Source organism: Nocardia huaxiensis (genome assembly GCF_013744875.1).
GTDB lineage: Bacteria > Actinomycetota > Actinomycetes > Mycobacteriales > Mycobacteriaceae > Nocardia > Nocardia huaxiensis.
Map to the genome: position 1 here is coordinate 3,220,327 of NZ_CP059399.1, position 26,815 is coordinate 3,247,141.

Annotated in this window: 13 protein-coding genes; 9 read left to right on the forward strand and 4 right to left on the reverse strand. The window is 69.4% G+C overall.

The genetic code is table 11. The features are described 5' to 3' along the window. The first annotated feature begins 4 nt into the window (after window positions 1–4). From H0264_RS14400 to H0264_RS14415, 4 genes are all read left to right on the forward strand, one after another. Window positions 5–13,705, forward strand: a complete 13,701-nt coding sequence (locus H0264_RS14400; RefSeq protein WP_181584424.1) for a non-ribosomal peptide synthetase — start codon at window positions 5–7, stop codon at window positions 13,703–13,705. 95 nt (window positions 13,706–13,800) lie between these two features. Next, a complete protein-coding gene (locus H0264_RS14405; protein ID WP_181584425.1) occupies window positions 13,801–15,243 on the forward strand; it encodes a molybdopterin-dependent oxidoreductase in 1,443 nt (480 codons plus the stop codon). A gap of 236 nt (window positions 15,244–15,479) precedes the next feature. After that, entirely contained in the window at window positions 15,480–16,670 is a 1,191-nt protein-coding gene (locus tag H0264_RS14410; RefSeq protein WP_181584426.1) for a sensor histidine kinase, read from the forward strand. Window positions 16,671–16,710: 40 nt separating this feature from the next. Beyond that, complete coding sequence (locus tag H0264_RS14415; protein WP_181584427.1) at window positions 16,711–17,319, forward strand: response regulator transcription factor; 609 nt, start codon at window positions 16,711–16,713, stop codon at window positions 17,317–17,319. Between the two features lie 11 nt (window positions 17,320–17,330). Here H0264_RS14415 and H0264_RS14420 read toward each other — a convergent pair whose 3' ends face one another. Then, window positions 17,331–19,337 (reverse strand): TPM domain-containing protein, encoded by a 2,007-nt coding sequence (locus H0264_RS14420; RefSeq protein WP_181584428.1) that lies wholly within the window; start codon window positions 19,335–19,337, stop codon window positions 17,331–17,333. A 63-nt stretch (window positions 19,338–19,400) separates the two neighbouring features. Between H0264_RS14420 and H0264_RS14425 the strand changes: the two genes are divergently transcribed. The 4 genes from H0264_RS14425 to H0264_RS14440 are packed head-to-tail and all read left to right on the forward strand — an operon-like array spanning window position 19,401 to window position 22,797. Further along, window positions 19,401–20,096 carry an MBL fold metallo-hydrolase gene (locus H0264_RS14425; RefSeq protein WP_181584429.1) on the forward strand — a complete coding sequence of 232 codons (696 nt, stop codon included), beginning with the start codon at window positions 19,401–19,403 and terminating at the stop codon, window positions 20,094–20,096. 32 nt (window positions 20,097–20,128) lie between these two features. Next, complete coding sequence (locus tag H0264_RS14430) at window positions 20,129–20,797, forward strand: YdcF family protein (protein WP_181584430.1); 669 nt, start codon at window positions 20,129–20,131, stop codon at window positions 20,795–20,797. Between the two features lie 3 nt (window positions 20,798–20,800). Beyond that, entirely contained in the window at window positions 20,801–22,069 is a 1,269-nt protein-coding gene (locus tag H0264_RS14435; protein WP_181584431.1) for a deoxyguanosinetriphosphate triphosphohydrolase, read from the forward strand. Between the two features lie 17 nt (window positions 22,070–22,086). After that, window positions 22,087–22,797: a HalD/BesD family halogenase gene (locus H0264_RS14440; RefSeq protein WP_181584432.1), complete on the forward strand. Its 711-nt coding sequence runs from the start codon at window positions 22,087–22,089 to the stop codon at window positions 22,795–22,797. A gap of 3 nt (window positions 22,798–22,800) precedes the next feature. On the opposite strand, the gene H0264_RS14445 is transcribed toward H0264_RS14440, so the two are convergent. From H0264_RS14445 to H0264_RS14455, 3 genes are read right to left on the reverse strand one after another with little or no spacing between them, the layout of a single operon-like run. After that, a complete protein-coding gene (locus tag H0264_RS14445; protein WP_181584433.1) occupies window positions 22,801–23,478 on the reverse strand; it encodes an energy-coupling factor ABC transporter ATP-binding protein in 678 nt (225 codons plus the stop codon). After that, window positions 23,475–24,023: a biotin transporter BioY gene (locus H0264_RS14450; protein WP_181584434.1), complete on the reverse strand. Its 549-nt coding sequence runs from the start codon at window positions 24,021–24,023 to the stop codon at window positions 23,475–23,477. The genes H0264_RS14445 and H0264_RS14450 overlap by 4 nt, the downstream gene beginning before the upstream one ends. A gap of 58 nt (window positions 24,024–24,081) precedes the next feature. Beyond that, complete coding sequence (locus tag H0264_RS14455; RefSeq protein WP_181584435.1) at window positions 24,082–24,672, reverse strand: energy-coupling factor transporter transmembrane component T family protein; 591 nt, start codon at window positions 24,670–24,672, stop codon at window positions 24,082–24,084. 98 nt (window positions 24,673–24,770) lie between these two features. Here H0264_RS14455 and dnaG point away from each other — a divergent pair, with 98 nt between their 5' ends. Continuing rightward, window positions 24,771–26,699: a DNA primase gene (dnaG, locus tag H0264_RS14460; RefSeq protein WP_181584436.1), complete on the forward strand. Its 1,929-nt coding sequence runs from the start codon at window positions 24,771–24,773 to the stop codon at window positions 26,697–26,699. Window positions 26,700–26,815: the final 116 nt, after the last annotated feature.

Below are 26,815 nucleotides of genomic sequence, written 5' to 3' on the forward strand. Positions count from 1 at the left end.
CGCCATGACGCGCGAACTCGCGGCGGAGCAGACCGCCACCGTCTTCCCGCTCTCCCCGGCTCAGCTGGGGATGTGGCTTGCGCAGCAACTGGATCCGAGCGTGCCGCTGTCGGAGGCCCAGTACATCGAGATGCGCGGGCCGCTGGATATCGACACGCTGCGCCGGGTGGGGGCCGTCGCGGCGCGCGAATTCGGTTCCGGCGTCCTGCGTTTGGCGGAGATCGAGGGCCGGCCGTATCAGGTGGTCGATCCGAATCTGCAACCGGTCGTGGACACTCTGGACTTCAGCGACCGGCCGGACCCGGTGGCGGCGGCCCTGGAATGGATGCGCGCCGAGGTGGCGACGCCCATCGACCTGCTCGGCGGGCGGACTACCGTCTCGGCCGTGATCCGGGTGGGGGAGCAGCATCACCTCTGCTACTCGCGGGTTCACCACGTCGTGCTCGACGGGTTCGGCTCGGCGACGATGATCTATCGCATCGCGGAGCTCTACAACGCCGCCGTCCGCGGAGAACCCGCACCGCCCGCCACCGCAGCTGCCCTACTGGAGGTGCACGAGGCCGAACTGGCCTACCGGGAGTCGAGTCGTTATGTCAGCGACCAGCGGTACTGGCGGGAGATCACCGACGGCATGCCGCAGCGGTGCAGCCTGGTCTCGGCCACCGCGCCCGCATGCGCCCTGGCCCGGGAGGCGCGCGCACAGCTGGACGATTCGACTGCGGCGCTGCTGGATGATTCCGCGCGCCGCTTCGGCACCAGTCCCGCCACCCTGGTGATGGCGGCCCTGGCGCTCTATTACGCCCGTCTCACCGCCACCGACGACGTGGTGTTGAGTCTGGCCGTCTCCGGACGCACCACGGCCGTGCTGCGGCGCTCGGGCGGCAATATCGCCAATGTGGTGCCGCTGCGCCTGCGGGTGACGCGGGACGGGCGCGTCGGGGATGTGGTGGACGCCGTGCGGGTGGCGGCCTCGGGAGCCCTGCGGCATCAGCGGTTCCGGTACGAGGACATGGGCGGCGCGGGCTCGGACACGGTGGAACACCAGCCGGAATTCGGCCGGGGCATTGTCGGGCCGGTCGTGAATATCATGCTGTTCCCCACCGGACTCGACTTCGCCGGTGTGGAATCCAGCCTGCACGTGGTCACCTCGGGACCGATCGACGATCTGTTCGTGAACTTCTACCAGCACGGGTCGGATGCGCCGATTCATGTCGACTTCGCCGCGAATCCCCGGCTGTACGACGAGGATTCGCTGTCCCGGCATCATCGGCGTTTCCTCGCGGTGCTGGAATCCCTGCTGGCGGCGGACGCGGCGACGCCGGTGAGCGCGCTGGAATACTGCACGCCCGAAGAGAAACCGCTGCTCGCCGGGTCGCATGGGCCCAGCGCCCCGCCGCCGCGACTGCTGCCGGAGATCTTCGCCGCGGGTATCCGGCGTGCCGGGCGGGACGCGGTGGCGGTGGTCGCGGGCACACGCGAAGTGACCTACGGACAACTGGACGCGTTGTCGAATCGTTTGGCGCGAGCTCTGCTTCACGGCGTGCCGGGCGGGGCTACGGAGCAGGGCCGGTGGGGTGGAGACCCGGCGGCGGCGCGGCGCGGTGCGCACACTGAAGCAGCGGCAGCCGTCGGACCGGAATCCGCAGTGCTGCTGGCCCTTCCGCGCTCGCTGGAGGGTGTGGTCGCATTGTGGGCGGTGGCCAAGACCGGGGCCGCCTTCGTGCCGGTGGGGACCGGTATGCCCGCCGAACGGGTTGCGCGAATCGCGGAGGAGTGCGGCGCGGGTGTCGGGTTCGCATTCGCGGAAGACATTGCGAGCCTGCCGGATTCGGTGCGGTGGATCGCGGTGGATGATGCGGTGCCGGGTGCGGCGGGGCTCGAGCTGTCCGGCCCGGTCGGGCCGGCTTTCGCGCCACTGGATTCCAGCGAGTTGTACGGGAAGGCGCGGCCCGCGAATCCGGCGTACATGGTCTTCACCTCCGGATCCACCGGGGTGCCCAAAGGTGTGGTGGTGAGCCACACCGGGTTGTCAGGGTTGGCCGCCGCGATCGTGCGGGCGTACCGGACCGAGCCGGGCAGCCGGGTGCTGCAATGCCTGAACCCGAGTTTCGATGCGGCCGTGCTGGAGTGGCTGCAAGCCTTCGCGGCGGGCGCGACACTGGTCGTGGCCGAGTCGGATCCGGTGGTGGGTGCGGAACTGGCCGGGCTGGTGCGGGAATACGGGATCACCCAGGTGTGCTCGACGCCGGCCGTGCTCGCCACCTTGGAGCCGGATGCGCTCGACGGGGTGCGGGTGGTGTCCACGGGCGGCGAGCCCTGCCCGCCGGATACGGTGGCGCGCTTCGGAATCGGGCGGGATCTGGTGAACTCGTACGGTCCCAGCGAGACCACGGTCGCGGTCACCTATACGAAGGGCCTGGTACCGGGGGAGAACGCGGGTATCGGCGATCCGGTGCCCGGCGCGGGAATGCTGGTGCTGGACAGGTGGTTACGGCCGGTCCCGATCGGCGTCTCCGGCGAACTGTATGTGACGGGCCCCGGGGTGGCGCGGGGTTACGTCGGCAGACCCGGCCTTTCCGCGGAGCGCTTCGTCCCCGCCCCCTGGGGTGAGCCCGGCAGCCGCATGTACCGCACCGGCGATCTGGTGCGCTGGACCGGCGACGGCGTCCTGGAGTACGTGGGCCGCGGCGACTTCCAGGTGAAACTGCGCGGCATGCGCATCGAACTCGGCGAGATCGACGCGGTCTTGAATGCCCATGCCGCCGTGGAGATCGCGGTCACGGTGGCCCGGCCGGCGCCCAGCGGCGGCACCGTCCTGGCCGCCTACGTGGTGCCGCACGCGGGTGCGTCCGTGAGCGAAGCCGAACTCCTCGACCACGCCACCCACCGCCTGCCGCCGTACATGGTGCCCGCCACGGTCACCGTCCTGGGCGCGCTCCCGCTCACCGCCAACGGCAAGGTGGACCGCCGTGCCCTGCCGGAACCCGCACTCGCCCAGCCGGTTCCGCATCGCGAAGCAACCACGGAGACGGAGCGCTACCTCTGCGCCCTCTTCGCCGACATCCTCGGCGTCCCCGAAATCTTCCCCGACACATCGTTCTTCGCCCTGGGCGGCGACTCGATCATGGCCATCACCCTGGTCTCCCGAGCCCGAGCCGACGGCGTGATCTTCTCCGCCCGCGAAGTTTTCGAACACCGCACCCCGGCAGCCCTCGCCGCTGTCGTAACTCGTTGCGAGGATCGTCCGGAACGACTCCCGGAACTTCCCGGCGGCGGCATCGGCCGCGTGCCCCTCACTCCCGTAGCCGCGTGGCTGCTCGCCCGTCCCGGCTGGGCGCATTTCGCTCAATCCATGGTGGTCAGCCTCCCCGCCGGCATCGAACACGACGCCCTGCAACGCGCTGTCCAAGCACTCCTGGATCGCCACGACATGCTTCGCGCTCGCGTCGTGCGCACGGACACCGGCCTCGAACTGGAGGTATCGCCCCCGCACAGCGTGGACGCCGCCGCCCTGCTCACCCGAATCGATTGCGCGCCTGGCCGATTGGGCGATGGTGCCGCTCCCGGCGTGGACGACCGGAACCTGGACGGGGAGCTCGCCGCGGCGGTCGGGCGGCTCGACCCGCACGCCGGGCGGATGGCCGCTATGACCTGGCTGGACTTCGGGTCGGCGCGGCCGGGACGGCTCCTCATCGCCGTACACCATCTCGCCTGCGACGCCGTCTCGTGGCGCATCCTGCTTCCCGACCTCATGACGGCCTGGACGCAGATCTCCACCGGAGCGACACCCGCCCTGCCGGAAACCGGTACCTCTGTTCGCACCTGGGCACACGCGCTCGACGCGCTGGCCAATCCCCCGGAGTCGGCGAGTGCGAACGCCACGAAGGACGACGGTGCGAGGCGCGCCGCGCAGAGCTGGCCGCTGAGCGAGATGCCGTACTGGCGTGAGACTTTGCTGCCGGATGCCCTGCTGGGGCGGAGGCGGTTGGACACTGCGGTGGATACGCACCGGACAGCGGGCCGGGTCACGGTGGAGGTGCCCGCCGACGTGTCGGCCACCCTGACCGGGCGGATTGCGGCCGCTTATCGGTGCGGGGTCGAGGACGCACTGCTCGCCGCGCTCACGCTGGCACTGGCCCGTCGGCGCGTGGCACAGGGGCACAACGGGAGCGCCGCCGATGCGGCCGGTGTGCCCGACCGTCGTACGACGGTGCTGCCCGAGCCTCGGATGGGCGCGGGCATCGGAGAAACGCTGGTCACGATAGAACGGCACGGCCGGGAGGAAGCGGTCGTGGCCGGGGCGGACCTGTCGCGGACGGTCGGCTGGTTCACGGCGCCGGTTCCGGTGCGGCTGGGACCTGTTGCGGACGAGGCTGTCTCGGGTTCATGGCTGGGCGACGAGCCGGCGGACTCCCCGGTGCGGTCACCGCGAAACAACGCGGTGGCCAGAGCCTTGAAGATCGTGAAGGAGCAGCTGCGAGCGGTGCCGCACGGCGGGATCGGCTTCGGATTGCTGCGATACTCGAATGCGGCGACGGCGGCCGAGCTGGCGGAATTGCCTGAGCCGCAGCTGGGATTCAACTATCTGGGGGCGGTGCCGGAGGTCGCGGCCGAGGCCGAGTGGATGCCGGTGTCGATGGCGGACCGGCTCGGGGGGCATGCGGATCCGGATATGCCACTGGCCGCGGTGGTTTCGGTGGACGCGGTGGCTCTGGAGTCCGAGCAGGGCGTGCGGATTCGGGCCGTCTGGCAGTTCGCTTCGGGGGCGATCGACGCGGCGCAGGTGGAAGAGCTTGCCGGGGAATGGGTTTCGGCTGTCAGCGAGATCGCCGCGCATCTCGGCACGGTCGAGGCGGGTGGCTTCACCCCCGGGGATCTACCGCTGTTGCGGACTACGCAGCAGGAAATCGACTCGTGGGAGCGGGATTACGGGCGGCTGGACGATGTGCTCCCATTGACGCCCTTGCAACGGGGGCTGTTGTTCCAGGCGCAGCTGGCCGAGGGCGGGCCGGACGGGTATTCGGTGCAGGCGGTCATCGAGGTGGAGGGTGAGCTCGAGTTCGGGCGGTTGCGGAGCGCTGCGGCGGCGCTGGTGCGGCGGCATGAGGTGCTCCGGACCGGATTCGTGCAGTCGGGAGATCGCGCGGTGCAGGTGATCTCGGCTCAGGTGGAGGTGCCCTGTGCTTATCGGGAGGTCCGCGGTATCTCGGCGGTCGAGCTCGACGAGATCGCGGCGGCGGAGTTGCGGACTCCGTTCGCGATCGAGCGGCCTCCGCTGCTGCGTATTCTCTGTCTCGCGCTGGGAGAGAGCCGATTCCGGATCGTCATCACCAACCATCATCTGATCCTGGATGGATGGTCGATGCCGCTGCTGTTCGCGGAGCTCATCGGGCTGTACGAAACGGATGGGGATTCCGGTGGTTTCGCGCCGCCGGTGCCGTTCCGGCGGTATCTGGAGTGGCTGGCCGAGCAGGACGGTGATCGGGCGCGCGCCGCGTGGGCTCGGGCGCTGGCCGGGCTGGCCGGACCGACGCTCGTCGCGCCGGTGGCTCCGCGTGCCGAAGCGGCGACTACTCCTGTGGCCCACGCTGTTCCGCTGGCGGACGGGATGGTCGAGCGGCTGCGGGCGACGGCGGCCGAATGCCAGGTGACGCTGAATACGATCATGCAGGTCGCGTGGGCGCTGACGCTGGGGGAGCGGACCGGACTGGCCGATATCGTGTTCGGTGCGACGGTTTCCGGGCGGCCACCGGAGCTGGCAGGGGCCGAGCGCATGGTGGGAATGCTGGTGAACACCGTGCCGGTGCGGATCGCCCTCGATCCCCGGGAATCGGTGGGGGAGTTGCTGACTCGGGTACAGCGCGAGCAAGCGGAGCTGGCCGAGCATCAGTTCCTCGGGCTGGACGAGATTCATGCGCGCACCGGGCTGGGGCCGCTGTTCGACACGGCGACCGTCTTCGAGTCGTATCCGGTCGACGCCGGCTCGCTCAGAGAGGCGACCCGGCAGGCGCGCCTGACCGTCACCGGCATCGAGGGCCACGACGGCACCCACTACCCGCTGTCACTGGCGGCCTACGCCACCGGCGGACTGCGGCTCGAGCTCACTCGATCGCCACGCTATTTCGATGCGGCACAAGCGGATACGATCGCGGCATCCCTGGCGAGCCTGCTGACGGCGCTCACCGAGGATCCACAGCGCCGGGTCAGCCGCCTGCTGAGCGCGGACCCGGGCGTTTCACCCGCGATCCGCCATGGTGACCGGGGACATCCCGCTCGCCTTCTCCCGGAGCTCCTGACAGTCATCGGCCCCGGCGAGCACACCGCCATCGCGGGTGCGACGTGGGTTGCCGGTCTTCCCGGCAGGTGCGCACTGGAGGACGAGTACCCGTCCACCCCGGATGCTGCGGCGGACGTGCCGTACGCCGAACTCGATCGCCTGTCGAATCGGCTGGCCCGCCTGTTGATTCGTGCCGGTGCAGGCCCCGAGCGGGCCGTGCTCGTGGCCTTGCCGCGCTGTGGCGAATCCATGGTGGCGATGTGGGCGGTGGCGAAGACGGGTGCCGCCTTCGTGCCCGTGGATATTGCGCAACCGGCCGCGCGTACCGCCGTCATGGCGGCGGAATGCGGTGCCACGCTCGGCATCACCGTCTCCACGCTGTCGGCCGATCTACCCGAGGAGGTGTCGTGGCTGTCGCTGGACGATCCGGAAACCGTTGCCCAGGTTCGTGAGTCGGCGGCGGCAGCCATCACCGATGCGGAGCGGACGGCGCCGCTGCGGTCCGAGCACGCGGCGTATGTGGTGTTCACCTCGGGGTCGACCGGCACACCGAAGGGCGTCACCGTCACCCATGCCGGATTGGCGAATATGGCGCTGGCCACCGCGGATCGATGCCGGATCGACAGCGGGTCGCGGGTGCTGCACTGCCTCAATCCGGCTTTCGACGCGGCGATCCTGGTGTGGCTGTCCACATTCACGGCGGGCGGGACGCTGGTGCTCGCCGCACCGGACGCCAATGCCGGGGCGGAACTGGCCGCTGCCATCGCGGCGGGTGCTGCGACACATCTGGTGTGCACGCCGACAGTGCTCGCCACCCTGGACACGGATGATCTGGCTGGGGTCGGGACGATCGTCACCGGTGGCGAGTCCTGCCCGCCCGCGCTCATCACGCGGATGGCCTCGGGCCGGATGCTGCTCAACTCCTACGGGCCCGCGGAGACCACCATCGCGGTCAGCTACAGCGATCCCATGACACCGGATACCGTGGCCGCCATCGGTTCTCCGATTCCCGGGGCCACCCTGCTGGTGCTGGACGATTGGCTGCGTCCGGTTCCGGTGGGAGCCATCGGTGAGCTGTATGTGCGCGGTACCGGCTTGGCTCGCGGATATGCCGGTCGCCCAGCGCTTTCCGCGAGCCGGTTCGTGGCCGATCCGTATCTGCCGGGTGCCCGGATGTACCGTACCGGCGATCTCATGCGCTGCACCGCAACCGGATTCGAGTACGCCGGCCGCAGCGACTTCCAGGTGAAAGTGCGCGGAATTCGAGTCGAGCCGGGCGAAGTGGATGCGGCCCTGCTGGCGCACCCGTCGGTGGAATCCGCGGTGACGGTCGCGCACCGGACGCGTACCGGCGCAATGGCCCTGTGCTCGTATGTCACTCTCGCTGCGGAGTATTCCGGCCGTGCCGAGCAGCTGACGGCGTGGGTCACCGCCCGCCTGCCCCGGTACCTGGTGCCGTCGAGCATTCAGGTGCTGGCCGAACTGCCGCGCACCCGCACCGGCAAGATCGACCTGCGCGCCCTGCCGGAACCCGAAGTGGCGCAGGCGGAGTACCGCGCACCGGTCGGCGCGGAAATTCTGGTGGCGGCGACGTTCGCCGAGGTGCTGGGGCACGAGCGGGTCGGCGCCCGCGACGATTTCTTCGCCCTCGGCGGTGATTCGCTCATCGCCACCCGGGTGGCTGCCCGGCTGGGTGCGGCGCTGGACACGACCGTGCCGGTGCGACTGCTGTTCGAAGCGCCCACCGTGGCGGATCTCGCGGTGCGGCTCACCGAATCCGCGACGAGCACGGCGGAGCCCGCGCTGGCCCCGCAGTCGCGTCCGGACCCGGTGCCGCTGTCCCCGGCACAGCAGCGCATGTGGTTCGTCAACCGCTACGATCCCGGCTCTCCGGCCTACAACGTGCCGGTGGCACTGCGACTTTCGGGCGAGCTGGACCCCGGGGCCCTGCGCGCCGCGCTGCTGGACGTGCTCGCGCGGCACGAGACACTGCGCACCGTCTATCCGGATACGGACGGCATCGGCGGACAGCGGGTGCTCACCGCAGCCGAAGTGCCCCTGGATCTGGACCCGATCATGGTGACCGCCGATGAGGTGCCCGCGCGGGTGGCCGAGACCGTCAGCACGGGATTCGACGTGACCGCCGGAGTTCCCCTGCGGCTGCGGCTGTTCCGGCTCGCCGAGACCGAGCATGTCATCGTCCTGGTCGCCCACCACATCGCCACCGACGGCTTCTCCATGGCACCGCTGACCCGGGATGTGGCCGCGGCCTACGCCGTTCGGGCGGCGGGCCGCCTGCCGGTCTGGGATCCGCTGCCGGTGCAGTACGCCGACTACACGTTGTGGCAGCTGGCCCGGCTCGGCCAGGAGACCGACCCCGCGTCGTTGCTGTCGCGGCAGCTCGAATACTGGTCGCGCACATTGGCGGAGCTGCCCGATCATCTGGAACTCCCCACCGATCGCCCGCGCCCGGCCCGCGCCTCGCACAGTGCCGCCGAGCACGTCACCCGCTTGGACGCCGCGCTGACGGCCGCGATCGACCGCACGGCCCGAAATCACCGGGCCACCCCGTTCATGGTCGTACACGCCGCCCTGGCCGCACTATTGGCCCGTCTGACGGGCAGTGCGGACGTGGTGGTCGGCACGCCGGTGGCCGGCCGCGGGCACCGCGATCTCGACGACCTGGTCGGCATGTTCGTCAATACGCTGGTGTTGCGCACCGGCATTCGCCCGGCCGAAGCCTTCGGCGAACTCCTGGATCGGGTTCGCGATATCGACCTGGCCGCCTTCGAGCACGCCGACGTCCCCTTCGAGCGTCTGGTCGACGAACTGTCCCCGGCCCGCTCGGCGGCCAGGCACCCGCTCGTGCAGGTGATGCTGGTCTTCCAGAACCTCACCCTGCCCGAACTGCGCCTGCCCGAACTCACCGTCGCCCCACTGGATCTGCCGCAAACCAATACCCGCTTCGACCTCAGCGTGACGATCATCGCCGACGGTGACGGGCTGGAGCTGCGCTGCGCCTACGCCACCGACCTGTTCGACGCGCCGACCATCGCCGCCTTCACCGATCGGCTGACGAAGGTGTTGGCGGCGGCGACCGAAGGCTCGCAGCGGGCAAGCGCTGACCCGATCGAAAAGCCGTGTGCGGTTGGAGATATCGATCTTCTGACAGCGGCAGAGCGCAGCATGCTGCAGTGGGCGAACCCGTCCGCCGCCACGGCGCGAACCCTCGCCGACCTGATGGCCGACGCGGTGGCGGCCAACCCGGAGGGCGTGGCCGTGACGTGCGGCGACCGTCGCCTCACCTATCGAGAACTCGACGCACGGGCCGCACGGCTCGCCCGTCGGCTGTCGGCAGCCGGTGCCCGTCCGGAAACTCTGGTAGCCGTGGGCATTCCACGCTCGATCGAGTCGATACTGGCCGTCTGGGCAGTGGCGCGAACCGGTGCGGCCTTCGTCCCGGTCGACCCCGCCTATCCGCTCGACCGCATTGCCCGCATCGTCGAAGTATCCGGCGTGCGAACCGGTTTGACCGTGGCAGCGCACCGGGACCGCCTGCCCGACGATGTCGATTGGTGGTGCGTCGACGACGCTGGCGACAACCCGCCGCGCCCGGATACGGCCGAGGTCGACACCTGGATGCCGGTGGCGGCGCACCCGGAGAACCCGGCCTACGTCATATTCACCTCCGGCTCGACCGGAGCGCCGAAGGGCGTCGTGGTCACCCATGCGGGCCTTGCCAATCTGGCTGTGGCACAACGTGAACGGAATCGCCTCACGCGTGAGTCCCGGGTACTGCAGGTCGCTTCACCGAGTTTCGACGCTTCGGTGCTCGAGCTCGTGATGGCCGTCGGTGCCGCAGCCACGCTCGTGGTTGCCCCGCCGACCGTGTTCGCCGGTCCGGATCTCGGGGATCTGCTTGCCCGGGAGCGGGTCTCGCACATCGCCTTGACGCCGTCCGCGCTCGCCACCGTCGATCCGACCGGCCTGGGCGACCTGCGAATGATCATCAATGGCGGCGAGCCCTGCCCGCCGGAACTGGTCGCCGCGTGGGCCGCACCCGGTCGCCTGCACTTCAACGACTACGGGCCCACCGAGACGACCGTATGGGCCACCGGCAGTGCCGCTCTGGCGCCGGGCGACGCCATCACCATCGGCACGCCCGCGCCGGGCATGCGGGCGCTGGTGCTCGACGACCGGTTGCGGCCGGTGCCGGACGGCGTCGCCGGTGAGCTCTATCTGTCCGGAATCGCCCTGGCGCGCGGCTATTACGGCCGAACCGATCTGACTGCCGCACGATTCGTCCCCGATCTGTACGGGCAGCCGGGACAGCGCATGTATCGCACCGGTGACCTGGTGCGGCGGCGGCACGGGGATCTGGAGTATCTGGGCCGCACCGACAATCAGGTGAAGCTGCGCGGCCTGCGGATCGAACTCGGCGATATCGAAGCGGCGCTGACCGCCGAGCCCGCGGTCGCCCGCGCCGCCGCCCTCATTCACGAGGACGGCCGCGGCGGCATGCTCGTCGCGTACGTGGTCGCTGCACCCGATGCGGAGATCGGACCGGGACAGCTGAAGCGGGCGGTCGCGCGAAAGCTCCCGTCCTACATGGTGCCCTCTGCGATCATTGCTCTGGTGGATCTCCCACGCACGGCCAATGGCAAACTCGATCGCGAGGCGCTGCCCGCGCCGCAGCCGATCGAGGGGAAGCACGCGGCTCCCGACGGTCCGGTGGAGCAGGCGGTGGCGGCCGCATTCGCCGAGGTCCTCGAGATCGAGCAGGTTTGGCGCGATGACGATTTCTTTGCGCTGGGCGGCAATTCGCTGATCGCCACCCGGGTGGTGGCGCGCCTGGGCGCAGCATTGGAGACAGCCGTGCCGGTGCGGGCGCTGTTCGACGCGCCCACGGTGGCCGAGCTCGCACAGCTCATCGGCTCCGGGGAGCTGGCCGACCGGCCCCGGCCGGGTCGGCGTCCACGGCCCGAACGCATTCCGCTGTCGGCGGCCCAGCAGCGCATGTGGTTCCTGAACCGCTACGATCCCGGTTCGCCGGTCTACAACATTCCGGGTGCGTTCGAAATCGCAGGGACGCTGGACATCACGGCCCTGCGCGCGGCCATCGACGATGTGGTGGCCCGGCACGAGACGCTGCGCACGGTGTATCCGATCGGGCCGGACGGCGTGCCCTGTCAGCGCATCCTCGAGGCCCGGGACGGACTGACCCCGGTCGCCGAGATCGATTCCAACGCTGCGGAAGTCGCCACGGAGCTGACCGCGCAGCTGTCCCGGGGTTTCGACATCACCCGCGAAACCCCGCTGCGCGTCTGCATTGTGCGGGTCGGCCCGCAACGCACCATCCTCGCGATGGCGGTGCACCACATCGCCGCCGACGGCTGGTCCATGGCGCCCCTGGCCCGAGACGTCCTGTACGCCTTCGCCGCCCGCGCCGCGAACACACTGCCGGAGTGGACGCCGCTCCCGCTGCAATATGCGGACTATGCGCTCTGGCAGCGCGAATTGCTCGGAGCCGAAGACGATTCCACCGGCCTCGCCCATCGTCAGCTGGACTTCTGGCGAGCCAATCTGACGGGACTGCCGGAACTGCATGCCCTTCCGACCGACCACCCCCGCCCGGCGACCCCCACCGGCACCGGCGATCGCATCGAATTCACCATCCCCGCAACGGTTCACGACCGTCTCCAGGTCTTGGCACGCTCCCACGGCGCCAGCCCGTTCATGGTCGTCCACGCCGCTCTCGCGGTACTGCTGGCCCGCCTGTCCGGCCGCGCGGACATTGCCATCGGTTCGGTGGTCGCCGGTCGCGGCGACGGCGAATTCGACGACCTCGTCGGCATGTTCGTGAACACGGTGGTCCTGCGCACCCGCATCGACGCGCACGCGGATTTCGCCGCCACCCTCGATGCCGTGCGCCACGCGGACCTCGCCGTCTACGGCAATCTGGACCTGCCCTTCGAGCGGCTGGTCGAGGCGCTCGCACCGGTGCGCTCCACCGCGCACCATCCGCTGTTCCAGGTGCTGCTGGCCTTCCAGAACCTGCCATTGCAGCCGGTCAGCCTGCCGGACTTGGAGATTCGCCCCGTCGACGCACCCGCACCCGGATCCAAGTTCGACCTCGAATGGATGCTGGCCGAACAGTTCGGCCCCGCCGGCGAACCCGCCGGGATCACCGCCGTCCTGACCTTCGCCACCGATCTGTTCGATCGCTCCACCGCACAGGCCATGGCGGACGGGTTCGCCGCGCTGCTGGCCGTGGTCACCGAGACCCCCGATGCCGTGGTGGGCGATGTGGCCGTGCCGACCGCGACGGGGCCCGTGCCCGCACTCGCCATGAACCCTCACGACGAGTGGCCATCAGGGGTGGAGCCGCGCACCGAACCCGCCCCGCGCGTCTACCGCGCCCCGCGCACGGACACCGAACGGCTGCTCACCAAAGCCTTCGAAACCGTCCTCGAACTCCCGCGAATCGGCCTGGACGACAACTTCTTCGAACTCGGCGGCAACTCCATGGCCGCCGTCCGCCTGGTCACCCGGGTGCGCGAGGACACCGGCATCCCGCTGCAATTACAGTCGATGTTCCTCGATCCGACGCCCGCCGCCCTGGCCCGCCGGCTCACCGAGGCCGCCGCGCAACCGGATGTCGAGCCGTCCATGCGCGTCCTGCTGCCCATGCGCCCGGCGGGCTCGGGCCCGGCCCTGTTCTGCGTCCACCCGGCCATCGGATTGGCCTGGTGCTATGCGGGATTGGTGCAGTACGTCGATCGCGCGCATCCGGTGTACGGCTTGCAGTCGCCGGGCGTGGTGGACGGCGGCACCGCCGATCGCACCGTCCGCGAGCTCGCGGTCCGCTACGTCGAGGAGATTCGCCGCGTGCAACCACACGGCCCGTATCACCTGCTCGGCTACTCCGCGGGCGGACCCATCGCGCACGCCATGGCGGTGGAATTGCGCCGCCGCGGCGAACAGGTGCCGTCGCTGATCATGATGGATGCCCGCGCCGACGTCGAAATCGCCGACGACAGCGCGATTCCGCCGCTGGCGGTGCTGCTGGCCGAGTTCGGCGGCATCGATGTCCCGCCCGAGCTGGCCGAGGTCACACCGGCGCAGGCCGCGGAACTGCTGGAGGCGGCCGGCATCTCGTTCACCGTCACCGAATTGGAGCACTTCTACAGCGATCTGCGCCATCTGCTGCGGCAGATCTCCGCGCACCGGCCCGAGGTGTTCGACGGTGACCTGCTGTTCTTCACCGCCTCGGGCAATCTCGACCCGACCCCGAATCTCGCGACCTGGCGGCCCTACATTGCCGGAACCGTGCACGAGCAGGCGATTCCGTTCGGCCACAACCGGCTCATCGCCCCCGAATCCCTCGCTGTGATAGGTCCCATTGTCGACGCTTATCTGCGCCGATAGGCCAGATCCGGGCAGCTGCCGCGAATCCCGCTGAGGCACAGCTGCGCTGGGGAAGAATGGGGCGTGGAATGCGGCGTAGAGGGAAGGTTCGGCACGTGTCGGTTAATGGGAAGGGCCGGGTGCTGGGAGCAGCGGCGGTCGGGTTGGGGGCGCTGGGCGCCGGGGAATTGATCGCGGCGGCGCGGGGCGGTTCGCTGATCGACGGGGCCGGGCGGTTGCTGGCCGATACGGTGCCGGTGCCGGTGGTCGAGGCGGCCGTGGCGTCGGCGGGCGAGCATGACAAGGAGATGGCCCGGCTGGGTGTGGTGCTCGGGTCCGCGGCGGCCACGGCCGGTATCGCGGCGCTGCCGGAGCGGCTGCGGCAGCCCGCCATTGCCGCGTTCGGTGCGGGAGCCGTGGCCACCGCACTGCGCGGAACCAATCGGTCGGTGGCGAGCGCGCTGGGTGGCCTCGCCGCCGCGGGCGTACTCCGCGCCGGACTCCGCCGCACCCCGCCGGGCCTCGGCGCGAGTCTGCTCTGGGCGGCCGCAGGCACCGGACTGCTGGCCGCCGCCGAAACCCTGGTGCGCCGCGACGACCGCCTGCACCGCGAACGCTCCCGCCGCGTCGGCCCGATGGGTTCGGGCGTCCCAACCCCCGAGGACGGCTTCGGCACCGAGCCCGGCCTCGCGCCGCTCATCACCCCCGCGGGCAAATTCTATGTGGCGGACGTGAATTCGCGCCCGCCCCGCATCGACCCCGACCACTGGCGGCTGTCCATCCGCGGTCAGGTCGCGCACCCGCTGCGGCTGTCACTGCGCGATCTGGCCGAGCAGGCCGTCGAATTCGATGCCGTCATGGTGTGCGTGCACAACACCGCCGGTTCCGGACGCGCCGGCAACGCCCGCTGGTTCGGCGTCCCGCTCACCTCGCTCCTCGAACACGCCATGCCGGAGCAGGGCGCCACCCGCCTGGTGACCCGCGCCGTCGACGGCTACACCATCTCCCTGCCCCTGGAACCGCTGCGCACCGGCGAATGGCCCGGCTACCTCGTCATCGGCATGAACGGTGAACCGCTGCCGCCCGAACACGGCTTCCCGGCAAGGGTTTTCGTCCCCGGCATCTACGGCCAGTACTCCGGCGCGAAATGGCTGGCCGAGCTGGAACTCTCCGACGACTCGCACGTCGACTACTGGTGGAAGCGCGGCTGGCCCAGCGAAACCCTGTGGGTGCGACCGCAAGCGCGCATCGACGTCGCCTCGACGGGCGGCTCCGGCTCCGGCAAGTGCACCATCGCCGGAGTGGCCTGGGCCCCACCGCAGGGCGTGGCCGCAGTCGAGATCCGCATCGACGAAACCGATTGGCTTCCGGTCGAATTGGGTGCGGAACTGGCCCCGGCGGCCTGGCGGCGCTGGCGCACCGTCGTGGACCTGCCGCCGGGCGCGCACACCGTGCAGGCCCGCGTCACCGGCCGGTCGGGTGAGGTGCAGGACGGTGCGGTCCGCCCGCCGTTCCCGCAGGGCCCCGGCGGCTTCCACGCCGTCACCGTCACGGTCTGACGGTCATGCCCTGAATTCGGCCCTTCCCTGTCATTCCGGCTGAAAGCACGCTGGGATGTCCCGGCCATGACATCTGTCATGGTCGGGTCGTGACGCTCGGCCGAGGCGCGAGGGCTCGCGCGCGCCGACAGTAGAGGGATGCGGGGAACACTGGTCCGCTGCCGCTGCCCTGGAAAGCTCGGGCGCGTCGCGGGTCCGGTAGCGTCCGCAGTCGTGAACAGGAGAAAGGAAGGCGGATGAGTTCCGTCCTCGCCGCGATTCCGGACAAGGTGACTCGTGTGCTTCGCGGGGTTGCCGGTGCGGACGTGTCCCGCTCGCCGAGCCGGATACGCAGCGGCCTGTTCAGCGGACTGATGTCCGGGCTGTGGCTGGTCTTCCTGATCGGCCCGGTGCACCGGCAGTGGGTGCGCGGCGAGCAGCTGCGGGCCGGGCTCTCGGCGGTCACCGTGCTGGTATTCGGCGGTCTGATCGTGCTGGCCTTCCTCGTGTTCCGGCAGCCGAATCCGGAGGAGACGGACCGGGTCGCGCCGCCCATCGCCCGAGCCTGGCTGCTGCTGGCGGTCATGACGGCGCTGTGCCTGGTCATGGTCGCGCTGCTGGGCAATATCGCCGTCGTGACCGCCATCTATGTGGGTGTGATCGCCGTGCTCGTGCTGCCGAGCCGGGCGGGCGGTGCGGCGGTGATCCTGGTCGTGCTCGGCATGCTGGCCCTGTCGGCGACCGTGGCCTGGGACGACGGCCCGCCGTTCTACCTGGCCTTCATTCCCCTGGTGGTGTGGCTCGGCCGGGAGGTCGGCCTGCGCGGTCAGCGCCTGCGGGTGGCGGCCCAGCGGCAGCGCGCCGAAATGGACATCATCGAGGAACGCAATCGGGTGGCGCGCGACGTGCACGACATCCTCGGTCATTCGCTGACCGTCATCACCGTGAAAACCGAACTGGCGCAACGGCTCATCGACCTGGACCCGGATCGCGCCCGCACCGAGCTCGCCGATATCGAGCGCCTGGCCCGCGAGGCGCTGGCCGGAGTGCGCAGCACCGTCGGCGGCCTGCGCGAAATGTCGCTGGTGGGTGAACTGGCGAATGCGCGAACCGCCTTGCGCGCCGCGGGAATCGAGGCCGACCTGCCCGTCCCCGACGGCATCCCGCACGAGCGCGCCGTCCTGTTCGGCTGGGTGCTGCGTGAGGCCGTCACCAATATCGTGCGCCACAGCGAAGCCCGCCACTGCACGGTGCGAGTCACCCCGGTCAGCATCGAAATCACCGATGACGGAACAGGTTTGCGTGAGAGCTCCGATTCCGGCTCCGGCCTGACAGGTCTGCGCGAACGCGTCCGCTCCGCTGGCGGCGCCCTCAGCCTGGCCAACCGCCCCGAAGGCGGATTGCGCCTGCTGGCAAGCTTTCCCGAGCACACCGCACACCAGTCATGACCCGCGCCCCGACCGACCGCATCCGAACCCGTAGGGAGACATGGTGATCAAACTGCTGCTGGCCGACGACCAGGCGCTGGTCCGCGGCGCCCTGGCCGCCCTCCTCGGCCTCGAGCCCGACCTGGAGGTGGTAGCAGAGGTCGCCCGCGGCGACGAGGTCCTCCCCGCCGTCGAACGCACCACCCCCGACGTGGCCCTCCTCGACGTCGAAATGCCCGGCCTCGACGGCATCCAAGCCGCCGCCCAACTCCACGCCGCCCACCCCGAAGTCCGCATCCTCATGGTCACCACCTTCGGCCGTCCCGGCTACCTCCGCCGCGCAATAGACGCCGGCGCAAGCGGTTTCGTAGTAAAGGACACCCCCGCCCGCGAACTCGCCGACGCCGTCCGCCGAGTCCACATGGGCCTGCGCGTAGTAGACCCCGCCCTGGCCACCGAAACCCTCACCACCGGAACCTCCCCCCTCACCACCCGAGAACGCGAAGTCCTGGCCGCCGCAGCCGACGGCGCCCCCGCCGCAGCCATAGCCCAACACCTCCACCTCTCCGAAGGCACAGTCCGCAACCACCTCTCCGCCGCCATCGGCAAAACCGGCACCAAAACCCGCGCCGAAGCCGTCCGCACCGCCGAACGCCTCGGCTGGCTGTGACCGATGGCGGGTTAGAAGCGGCCGCCTCGGCTGATGCGGCGGGAGCCGTCGGAGCCGCCGAAGGAGCCGGGGCCGTAGCTGCCGCCTCCGCCGAATCCGCCGCTGCCGCCGCGGTATCCGCCGCCCATGCCGCGGAGCATGCCGTCGATGAGGATGCCGCCGAGGATGGCGCCGGTTTGGGAGTTGGAGGCGGGGGTGGATTGCATGGCCTGCCATTGCTGGACGCTGGCTTGGGCGGTGTGCAGGGCTCGGGTGCCCAGTTCGGTGGCGCGCTGGGCGCAGGTGAGGGCCTGGGCGGGGTCGGTGGTCGAGAGTTGTTGGGCCTGTTCGAGATTGCGCTGGGCTTCGGCCAGGCGGGTGCGGGGTTCGGCGTCCACGCCGCCGCGTCGGGTGCTGATGAAATCGGAGGCGGCGTTGATTTGGCTGCGGGCGGCGGTGAGGGCCTGGTCGAGGCGGCGGCGTTGTTCGTCCGCCTCGGTCTTGCGGTCGGTGGCGGCGGCGATGGCCTGGTCGAGCGCGGTGTCGGCGGCTACCGCCTGCTGGAATGTGCCCAGCGGGTTGGTGTCTCCGGTGGCGACCGCGGAGTCGAGGGCGGTGCGGGCGGCAGTGGCGGCGGTGGACAGTTCGGTGCCGCCGTGCTCGGTGAGGGTGGCGGCGGTGGCGAGGTCGCGGCGCAGCTCCTCGATCATGCCGGGCAATCCGGCGCGCGCCTGCTCGATATCGGTGGCGGCGGTGTCCACGGCGTTCAACAGTGTCCGCGCCGCGTCCACGGCCGATTCGGCGGCGCGAATGGCGGCCACGGCCGCGCCCTGCTGTCCGACGGGTTTGGCGACGGCGGTGCGGCCGCTGTCGATACTTCGCTCCGCGAAGGCGATTCGCTCCTTGGCCATGCCCACGTTGTCGCGGACGGGTGCCATGACCGAGGCGGGCTGCGCGCTCATCAGTTGTGCGAGTGTGGCTTCCGATTCGGGCACCCGGGCGGTCAGATCCACGATGTCGCGGGTCAGCGCGTCGAGCCGGTCCCCGGCGTTGATGAGCAGGTTCCGCATGGCATCGAATTCGGCCACCCGGGCGTCGAGTTCGCGATCTGCGCGGCCACAGGTGCCGATCAGCTCGACCAGCAGGGCGCGCTGCTGATCCGGCGTCTCGGGAATGTCGTCATCGAGCTGCTGGCGAATCGAAAACGCCTTGGCGAGAGCGTTTTTCGCAGCCTCCAACGCCGCGGTGAACGGTGCCGTCGCCGTCGCCCCGAATTCGTCTGTGGCCAGCCGCAATTCCTCACCGCTGGTGCGAATCGCATTGTCCGCGTCGACCAGAATCTCTTTCGACCGCGCGTCGAGGGCATGCAGCGGCAATGCTTCCAGCGCCTTGGCGTCGGTGGGATCGATCTTGCGCGCGGCGTCCACCTCGGCCCGCGCCCGCCGCCCCCTGCGCCCGCGCGACCACAGCACCACCGCCACCACCGCCAGCACCACGAGCAGAGCGATCACCAGCAGGACCAGGAAGCTCGGCCCGCTACTCCCGGACTCACTCATGGCCTCCGACAACCCGTTTGCCGTAGCCAGCCCGGCTCCCGCCCAGTTCCCGGACCGCAGCTGCGGCTCCACCTTGTCCTCGAGCAGCCGATCCAGTTCCTTGTCGGTGACTCCGTTCGGCAGATCGCCATTGAACGCGTACGCCCGATCGTCCACCGCCACCGACAGCAGCAGATCCCGATCCTTGAATCCGGACAGCTGTGCGGTCCGCTCGCCCCACGCCTGGGCATCCATCCCCGTGAAATTCCGGACATACACGACCCACAGCCGTGTCCGATCCTGCTCGTACAGCGAGTCGATCGCGCCCTGCAATTCCGCCGTCTGCCCGCCGCTGAGCACCCGCGCCTCATCGGTGACGTAGGTCGGCAGCCGCAACGGCTCCTCCGCGTTCACCGGCGCGACCGCGCCGAAGAGTGCGAGCGTCAGCAGGAAGCCGGTCACGATCAGCGAAAGCGGCTTCGACAGCGGCATCCTGGGCGGCATGCACCGAATCTATCCGCCACAGGGGGTGCGAGGGCTTTCTTCCCGCCACCCGTGTCGGCGGCCATGACTACGATCGGGGACGTGATCACGATCGATTCCCCGTACACGGGTCATGTCGCTCCCGGTTCCAACCCGCAGCAGTTGGCGGTCCCGGGCGCGCGCATCGTGAAAATGTCCGTCGGCCAAATGGACAACAACACCTACCTGGTGCAGTGCGCGAACACCGGCGCCGCGCTGCTCATCGATGCCGCCAACGAGGCCGAGCGCATCATCGGCCTGCTCGGCCAGGAGGCCCCCGGCAAGGTCGAGCTGCTGGTCACCACGCACCGGCATCCGGATCACTGGTGGGCGCTGCAGGACGTGCTGTCGGCCATCGAGATTCCCACCGCCGCGCACTCCCTCGACGCCGAGTCGCTACCCGTCCCGCCGGATCGTCTACTCGCGGACGGTGACAAGCTGCGCATCGGCGACCTCGAACTCGAGGCCATCCACCTGCGCGGCCACACCCCGGGTTCGGTCGCGCTCGCGCTGACCGACGGCGCCGGGCGCACACACCTTTTCACCGGCGACAGTCTTTTCCCGGGTGGTGTGGGCAAGACCGGTGACGCGGAGGAATTCACCACCCTGCTCGGTGATGTGGAGTCGAAACTGTTCGGCCGCTATCCGGATGACACCGTCGTCTATCCCGGCCACGGTGACGACACCACCCTCGGTGCCGAACGCCCCTCCTTGCCCGAGTGGCGGCGACGCGGTTGGTGAAACTCCGATCCCGCGCCCCGGAACCGATCTGGATGACTCCGGAGGTCGACGACGAACCCCGCGGCGGCTGCGTCGCGGGCACCCTGCGCTGGGCGCGCCGCATTCTGGCCGGCGTGCTGGTGATGAGCGCGCTGCTGGTCGGCGGCACCGCCGTGCGGGTGTGGCAGGTGGCCCGCATCGACGACTGGTCGCCGGCCGACGCCATCGTGGTGCTGGGCGCCGCGCAGTACGACGGTGTCCCGTCCTCGGTGTTCGAGGCGCGGCTGGCTCAGGGCTACAAGCTGTTCACCAATGGCGTCGCCCCGCTGATTGTGACCGTGGGCGGCAAGCAGGTGGGGGACAATTACACCGAGGCCGCCTCGGGCAAGAACTATCTGAAATCCCGTGGCGTGCCCGGTGATCGGATCCTGGCGGTGGAAACCGGTTCGGACACACTGCAGAGTGTCGAGGCCGTCTCCAAAGCGCTGCTGGCGCGCGGTAAGTCGAAGGTGGTGCTGGTGAGCGATCCGTGGCATTCCCTGCGCACCCGCACCATGGCCCGCGACGCCGGGCTCCAGGCGTGGACGGCGCCCACCCGCACCGGCCCGGCCGTCTACACGCGGGAATCGCAGGCGCACGGCATCTTCCGGGAGACCTTCGCCCTGCTCTGGTATCAGCTCACGCACTATTCGTCCGATTTCAAATACACCGCGGAACAGTGAGCCATGGACGCGCGCATCGACTACGACCGGGTCTACAACGGCCACGACCGGGAGCGGCTGGTGCCCGAAACCGATCGCACCGCCGGTCTGAGCTGGTCGCCCACGCCCGCGCGGCGCAGTGAGTACGCGCGGGACCGGGCAAGGGTGCTGCATTCCGCGGCCCTGCGCCGGCTCGCGGACAAGACGCAGGTCATGGGCCCGCGCGACGGCGACACCCCGCGCACGCGGTTGACGCATTCGCTGGAGGTCGCGCAGATCGGCCGCAGCATCGCCGACGGCCTGGGTTGCGATCCGGACCTGGTGGATCTGGCCGGGCTCGCGCACGATATCGGGCATCCGCCGTACGGCCACAATGGCGAGAAGGCCCTGGACCAATTCGCCGACGCGCACGGCGGATTCGAGGGCAATGCGCAGAACCTGCGCATCCTGACCCGCCTGGAACCCAAGGTCTTCGACGACCAGGGCCAGAGCTGCGGACTCAACCTCACCCGCGCCGCCCTCGACGCCGTCATCAAATACCCGTGGGGCCGAACGGGTTCCGGCTCCAAATTCGGCGCCTACGACGTGGACATGGACCGCCTGGCCTGGGTCCGCAAGGGCGCGCCCGAACGCCGCCAATGCCTGGAATCTCAGATCATGGACTGGGCCGACGATGTCGCCTACTCGGTGCACGATGTGGAGGACGGCGTCATCGCCGGCCGCATCGACCTGCGCGCCCTGGCCGATCCGGTGGAGCAGTCCGCGCTGGCCGAACTGGGTGCGGCCCAGAACCGTGCACTGTCCAAGGATGAGCTGTGCGCCGCCGCGCAACGCCTGTCCGAGCTACCCGTCGTGATCGCCGCCGCCGACTACGACGGCTCCCTGGCATCCTCGGTCGCCTTGAAACGCCTCACCAGCGATCTGGTCGGCCGTTTCGCCACCGCCGCGGTGGAGGCCACCCGTGCCGCCTGGGGCGGACGCCAATTGGCCCGCTACGCAGCCGATCTGGAGGTCCCGCGCATCGTGGCCGCCGAGGTCGCGGTGCTCAAGACCATGGCGCTGCGCTATGTCCTCTCCGATCCGATACATCAGGTGCGCCAGGCCGGTCAGCGGGAACGCATTCTGCTGGTGGCCCATCGGCTGCTCGAGGCCGCCCCGCGTGGCCTCGACCGCATGCTGGCTCCGAGCTGGGAGACTGCAGCCGACGACACGGCACGCGTCCGGGTGGTGGTCGACCAGATCGCCTCCTACACCGAAAGCCGTCTCGAACGGGTCGCCGCGGCGATTCCCTGACACGACAGAGGTGCCTCATGCCGGCCGGGTTCGCGGAGACCGTTGTCGACCTCGATCGATACCCGCTGGATCACCGGGATGCGGCGCGGCTGCGCGAGGTGATCACGCTGGCGCAGAACGAATTCGCCGAGACCGGGGTGGCGGTGTTCCCGGACTTCCTGCGGCCGGACGCCCTCACCGAGATCGCGGCGTCGCTGCTGGTGGGCAGTGCCGACGAGGTGCCGGAGGAGCGGCCGTTCTCCGCCGAGCGGGTGGTGGCGCAGGATCGGATCCCGGATTCGTGGCCGTTGAAGCAGCTGTATCGATGGGAACCGCTGCTGGACTTCGTTTCCCGGGTGGCGGGGGAGCTGGTGTACCGGTCGGCCGATGAACTGGGGGCGGTGACGGTGCACATCCGGCCGGCGGGGGATGGGTTGCACTGGCAGTTCGGGCTGTCGGACTACAGCGTGATACTGCAGATCGTCGCGCCGGAGCAGGGCGGGATCTTCGAATACACGCCGCTGCCAAGGGGTTTCCTGGAGCGCGGGGACGGGCGGCGGCGCAGTGTGCGACTGCTGCCGACGGTGCCGGGGACGCTGGTGCTGCATGCCGGACGGTTGTCGCGGCATCGGGTGACGGCGGTGCACGGGCAGATTCCGCGGATCAGCGTCGAGATGGCGTTCAATGCCAAGCCGGGGCATCGGCTCAATGATCAGCAGCGGCGGACGTATTTCGGGCGGACCGAATAGGTTTCAGTCCTCGTGCAGTGCCAGGTAGTGGCCGATGCTCTTGTCGGGGGTGCCGTCGGCGACTATGCGGCCGTGGTCTATGACGAGGACGCGATCGAAATCGGTGAGCAGGTCCAGGTCGTGGGAGATGACGACGAGCTGTTGCGGGAGTTCGTGCAGCAGGCGGGTGATGCGGCGCTTGTTGCGCAGATCCAACAGGGTGGTCGGTTCGTCGAAGATCATGTACTTCGGCTTGACCGCCAGGACCGCGGCAATCGCCAGCAGCTGCTTCTGACCGCCGCTGAGCAGGTGTGCCGGATGGTCCCTGTATTCGGAGAGGCCGAATTCCGCGAGCACCTCCGTGGTGCGCTCGGCGGCTTCGGACTTGCTGAGCCCGTGGTGTTTCAGCCCGAAAGCCACATCCTCGCCGACCGTCGGCATGACAATCTGCACATCCGGGTCCTGGAAGACGAACCCGACTGCGCGCCGAACGGCCTTGCCCTGCTTACGCGTATCGAGGCCGTCGACCTTCACGTGCCCGTCCGTGGGCACCTGCAACCCATTGAGCAGCCGCGCGAAGGTCGACTTGCCCGACCCGTTCGCACCGATGACGGCGATCCGATCCTCGGTCAGCGTCAGGTCGATGTCCCGCAGCACCTCGCGCTCGGCGAACCGGTGCGAGACCGCCTCGAGTTCGATCATGCGCGCGCCGGAATCAGCGGATAGGCCTTGCGCACCGCGACCGCTGCGAGCGACCCGACCACGACCTTCACGACATCACCGGGCAGGAACGCCACCGAGGTGGTGATCGCCTTGCCGAGGGAGATGTGCGCCGCCGTCGCCATCCAGGGAATGCCGATGGCGTACAGCACCAGCGCGCCGCCGAGGAAGTTGATCGCGATCGCGATGGGCAGGTTGTAGTGCCGCCACAGCCGCTCGGTGAGCAGTCCGATCACCAGTGCGCCGATCGGATAGGCGATGACGAACCCGCCCGTCGGCCCCATGATCACCGACAGCCCGCCGCGCCCGCCCGGCAGCACCGGCAGCCCGACGAACACCAGCACATCGAACAGCAGAATCGCGAGCGCTCCCCGCTTGGCGCCGAGGATCGATCCGGCGAGGATCACGCCCAGCGTCTGCGAGGTGAACGGCGCGAACGCGCCCGGCAACTGAATCAACGGGAAGAACCCGAGCACGACCATGATTGCCGCGAACAGCGCGATCTGCGCCAAATCCCTACTACGCACCCCGGAATCCTAAGGGCACCCTCAGTAGCGCTTGCCAGGTGTGTGCTGGTGAGTGGATTCAGTCGAGCCCGCGGGCATCGAGCGCCTCACCGACGCCATCCGCCATCCGCAGGGTTCTGATCAACAGGGGGATGAGAAAGACCGTGCTGCGCTCGATGCCTCTGGCACGCTGCGCATCGCGAACCAGCTCGGCCTGCTCGCGAATGACCGGAATGAATCGAATGGTCATGGCCACCAGCAGGCCGACACGCTCGGGGCGCACACCGAGCGGTCGCAATGGGCCGAGTGCCCGTTCGATGGTGTCGATCATGGCCGTGGTGCGCGTGGTCAGCGTCACCAGATTGGCCAGCAGCACCAGCGTGAGAATGCGCTCGCCCACGAGCACCGCGCTCTCCCAGCCGGTGAACACCCACTGCGCACCGATGATCAACACCAGAAAAGGTGTGAGCCCCAATACCTGTCGGCTTGTAGTTCGCCACGGAATCTCGGCGAGGGTGTACAGCCCGAGCACCACCGCGAGCGCGACCGCCAGCCACAGGATCGACGGCACGAAGAACAGCGCGGTGCCGGTAATAGCCAGCACCAGCAGCTTCGCCCCGGCGGGCACGGTATGCACCGGCGTCCGGGCGTCGTGGTACAGGCTGAGCACTGGTAGATCCTGGCATGTCACCAAACGCGCTTTCGGTCCGGTGTCCAGCCGACCGTCCCGGTCGAAGGTGTCGGTGGGGCAGGGCTAAACTCGCTGCCGTGGCCGGCCGACTTCCTGACCGCGATATCGCGGCGATTCGTGAACGTGTTCGGATCGAGGATGTGGTCGGTGAGTACGTCGCATTGAAGCGGGCGGGCGCCGACTCCATGAAGGGCCTGTGCCCCTTCCACGACGAGAAGTCCCCGTCCTTCCACGTCCGGCCCAACCACGGCCACTTCCACTGCTTCGGCTGCGGTGAGGGCGGCGACGTCTTCGCCTTCCTGCAGAAGATCGACCACATCGGTTTCGTCGAAGCCGTCGAGCAGATGGCCGACCGCATCGGCTACAAGATCAACTACGAGGGTGGCGGCACCTCGGTCCAGCGCGACCGCGGCACCCGCTCCCGCCTGGTCGCCGCGAACGCCGCCGCACACGAGTTCTACATGGCCCAGCTCGGCCAGCCCGAAGCCGAAACAGCGCGCAAGTACCTCACCGACCGCAACTTCGACCACAATGCCGCCAACCAGTTCGGCTGCGGCTACGCGCCCGCAGGCTGGGACACCCTGACAAAACACTTGCTGCGCAAGGGTTTCGAATTCAAGGAACTCGAAGCCGCCGGCCTGTCCAAGCAGGGCCGTCAGGGCCCCATCGACCGCTTCCACCGCCGATTGCTCTGGCCCATCCGCAATCTCGGCGGCGACGTCATCGGCTTCGGCGCCCGCCGCCTCTTCGACGACGACCAGATGACCGCCAAGTACATCAACACGCCGGAAACGGTGCTGTACAAGAAGTCTCAGGTCCTCTTCGGCCTCGACCACGCCAAACGCGATATCGCCAAAGGTCATCAGGCCGTTGTCGTCGAGGGCTACACCGACGTCATGGCCATGCACCTGTCCGGCGTGAAAACCGCTGTGGCGTCCTGCGGTACGGCCTTCGGCGAAGAACACCTCGCCATCCTGCGCCGCCTGCTGATGGACGACACCTTCTGGCGCGGCGAGATCATCTACACCTTCGACGGCGACGAAGCAGGCCAAGCCGCCGCCCTCAAAGCCTTCAGCGGCGACCAAAAGCTCGCCGGCCAAACCTATATCGCCATCGCCCCCGACGGCCTCGACCCCTGCGAACTCCGCCAGCGCAACGGCGACGGCGCCGTCCGCGACCTGGTAGCGCGCCGAGTCCCCCTGTACCAGTTCGTCATCCAGGGCATCGTCGACAAATACGAAGACCCCGTCACCAAGGACATGACCCCCGAGCGCCAACTCCAGGCCCTCCGCGAAGCAGTCCCCGTCGTAGCCCAAATCAAGGACTACGCCCTCCGCAAGGCCTACGCCACCAAGCTCGCCGGCTGGGTCGGCTGGGACGACATCCCCATGGTCGTCCGTCGCGTAGGCGAAGAGGCCCGCAAACACGCCCGCACCACCCCCGGCGCCGCCGGCGCTTCGCGCACCTCGGAACGCGAAGCCCCCCAACCGGATTCCCCCCAGCCACCCCCGCGCGCCAACGACCCCGTCCTCCTCCCGCAACGCCAAGCCCTCGCCGCCGCCCTCCAATACCCCGCCTACGCCGGCCCCGTCTTCGACTCCCTCGAACCCGAAGCCTTCACCCACCCCGCCTACGCCGACCTCCGCACCGCCATAGCCGAAGCAGGCGGCACCGCAGCAGGTTTGGGCGGCGCCGAATGGGTGACAGCCGTAGCCGACAACACCGAAGATCTCACCATGCGCGCCCTGGTCTCCGAGCTGGCCGCAGAACCGCTCCCGGTGAAGTCCGCCAACGACATCCCCCGCTTCGTCACCGGCGTCCTGGCCCGCACCCAGGAGGCATGGGTGGGCCGCCAAGTGGCGCAACTGAAGTCGAAACTCCAGCGCATCTCCTCCACCGACAAGCCGGAGGAATACATGAACCTCTTCGGCGACCTGGTAGCGCTGGAGCAATACCGCAAAAGCCTGATAGCCCAAGCCATGGGCACATCAGACGACTTCCGCTGAGGGGGAGCGGCGGCCGAAAGCCCGCCCTCCCTTACAGATAGGGCGTGGACCCGCCCGACAGGCATCCAGGCAGGGTAGGCGGCCGAAGGCTCGCCACCCTCACCCCGAACCGGCTG

Coding starts and splice junctions, on each gene's coding strand:
- H0264_RS14400 (WP_181584424.1), top strand. CDS start 5: ATGACGCGCGAACTCGCGGCGGAGCAGACCGCCACCGTCTTCCCGCTC.
- H0264_RS14410 (WP_181584426.1), top strand. CDS start 15,480: ATGAGTTCCGTCCTCGCCGCGATTCCGGACAAGGTGACTCGTGTGCTT.
- H0264_RS14415 (WP_181584427.1), top strand. CDS start 16,711: ATGGTGATCAAACTGCTGCTGGCCGACGACCAGGCGCTGGTCCGCGGC.
- H0264_RS14420 (WP_181584428.1), bottom strand. CDS start 19,337: ATGCCGCCCAGGATGCCGCTGTCGAAGCCGCTTTCGCTGATCGTGACC.
- H0264_RS14425 (WP_181584429.1), top strand. CDS start 19,401: ATGACTACGATCGGGGACGTGATCACGATCGATTCCCCGTACACGGGT.
- H0264_RS14430 (WP_181584430.1), top strand. CDS start 20,129: ATGACTCCGGAGGTCGACGACGAACCCCGCGGCGGCTGCGTCGCGGGC.
- H0264_RS14435 (WP_181584431.1), top strand. CDS start 20,801: ATGGACGCGCGCATCGACTACGACCGGGTCTACAACGGCCACGACCGG.
- H0264_RS14440 (WP_181584432.1), top strand. CDS start 22,087: ATGCCGGCCGGGTTCGCGGAGACCGTTGTCGACCTCGATCGATACCCG.
- H0264_RS14445 (WP_181584433.1), bottom strand. CDS start 23,478: ATGATCGAACTCGAGGCGGTCTCGCACCGGTTCGCCGAGCGCGAGGTG.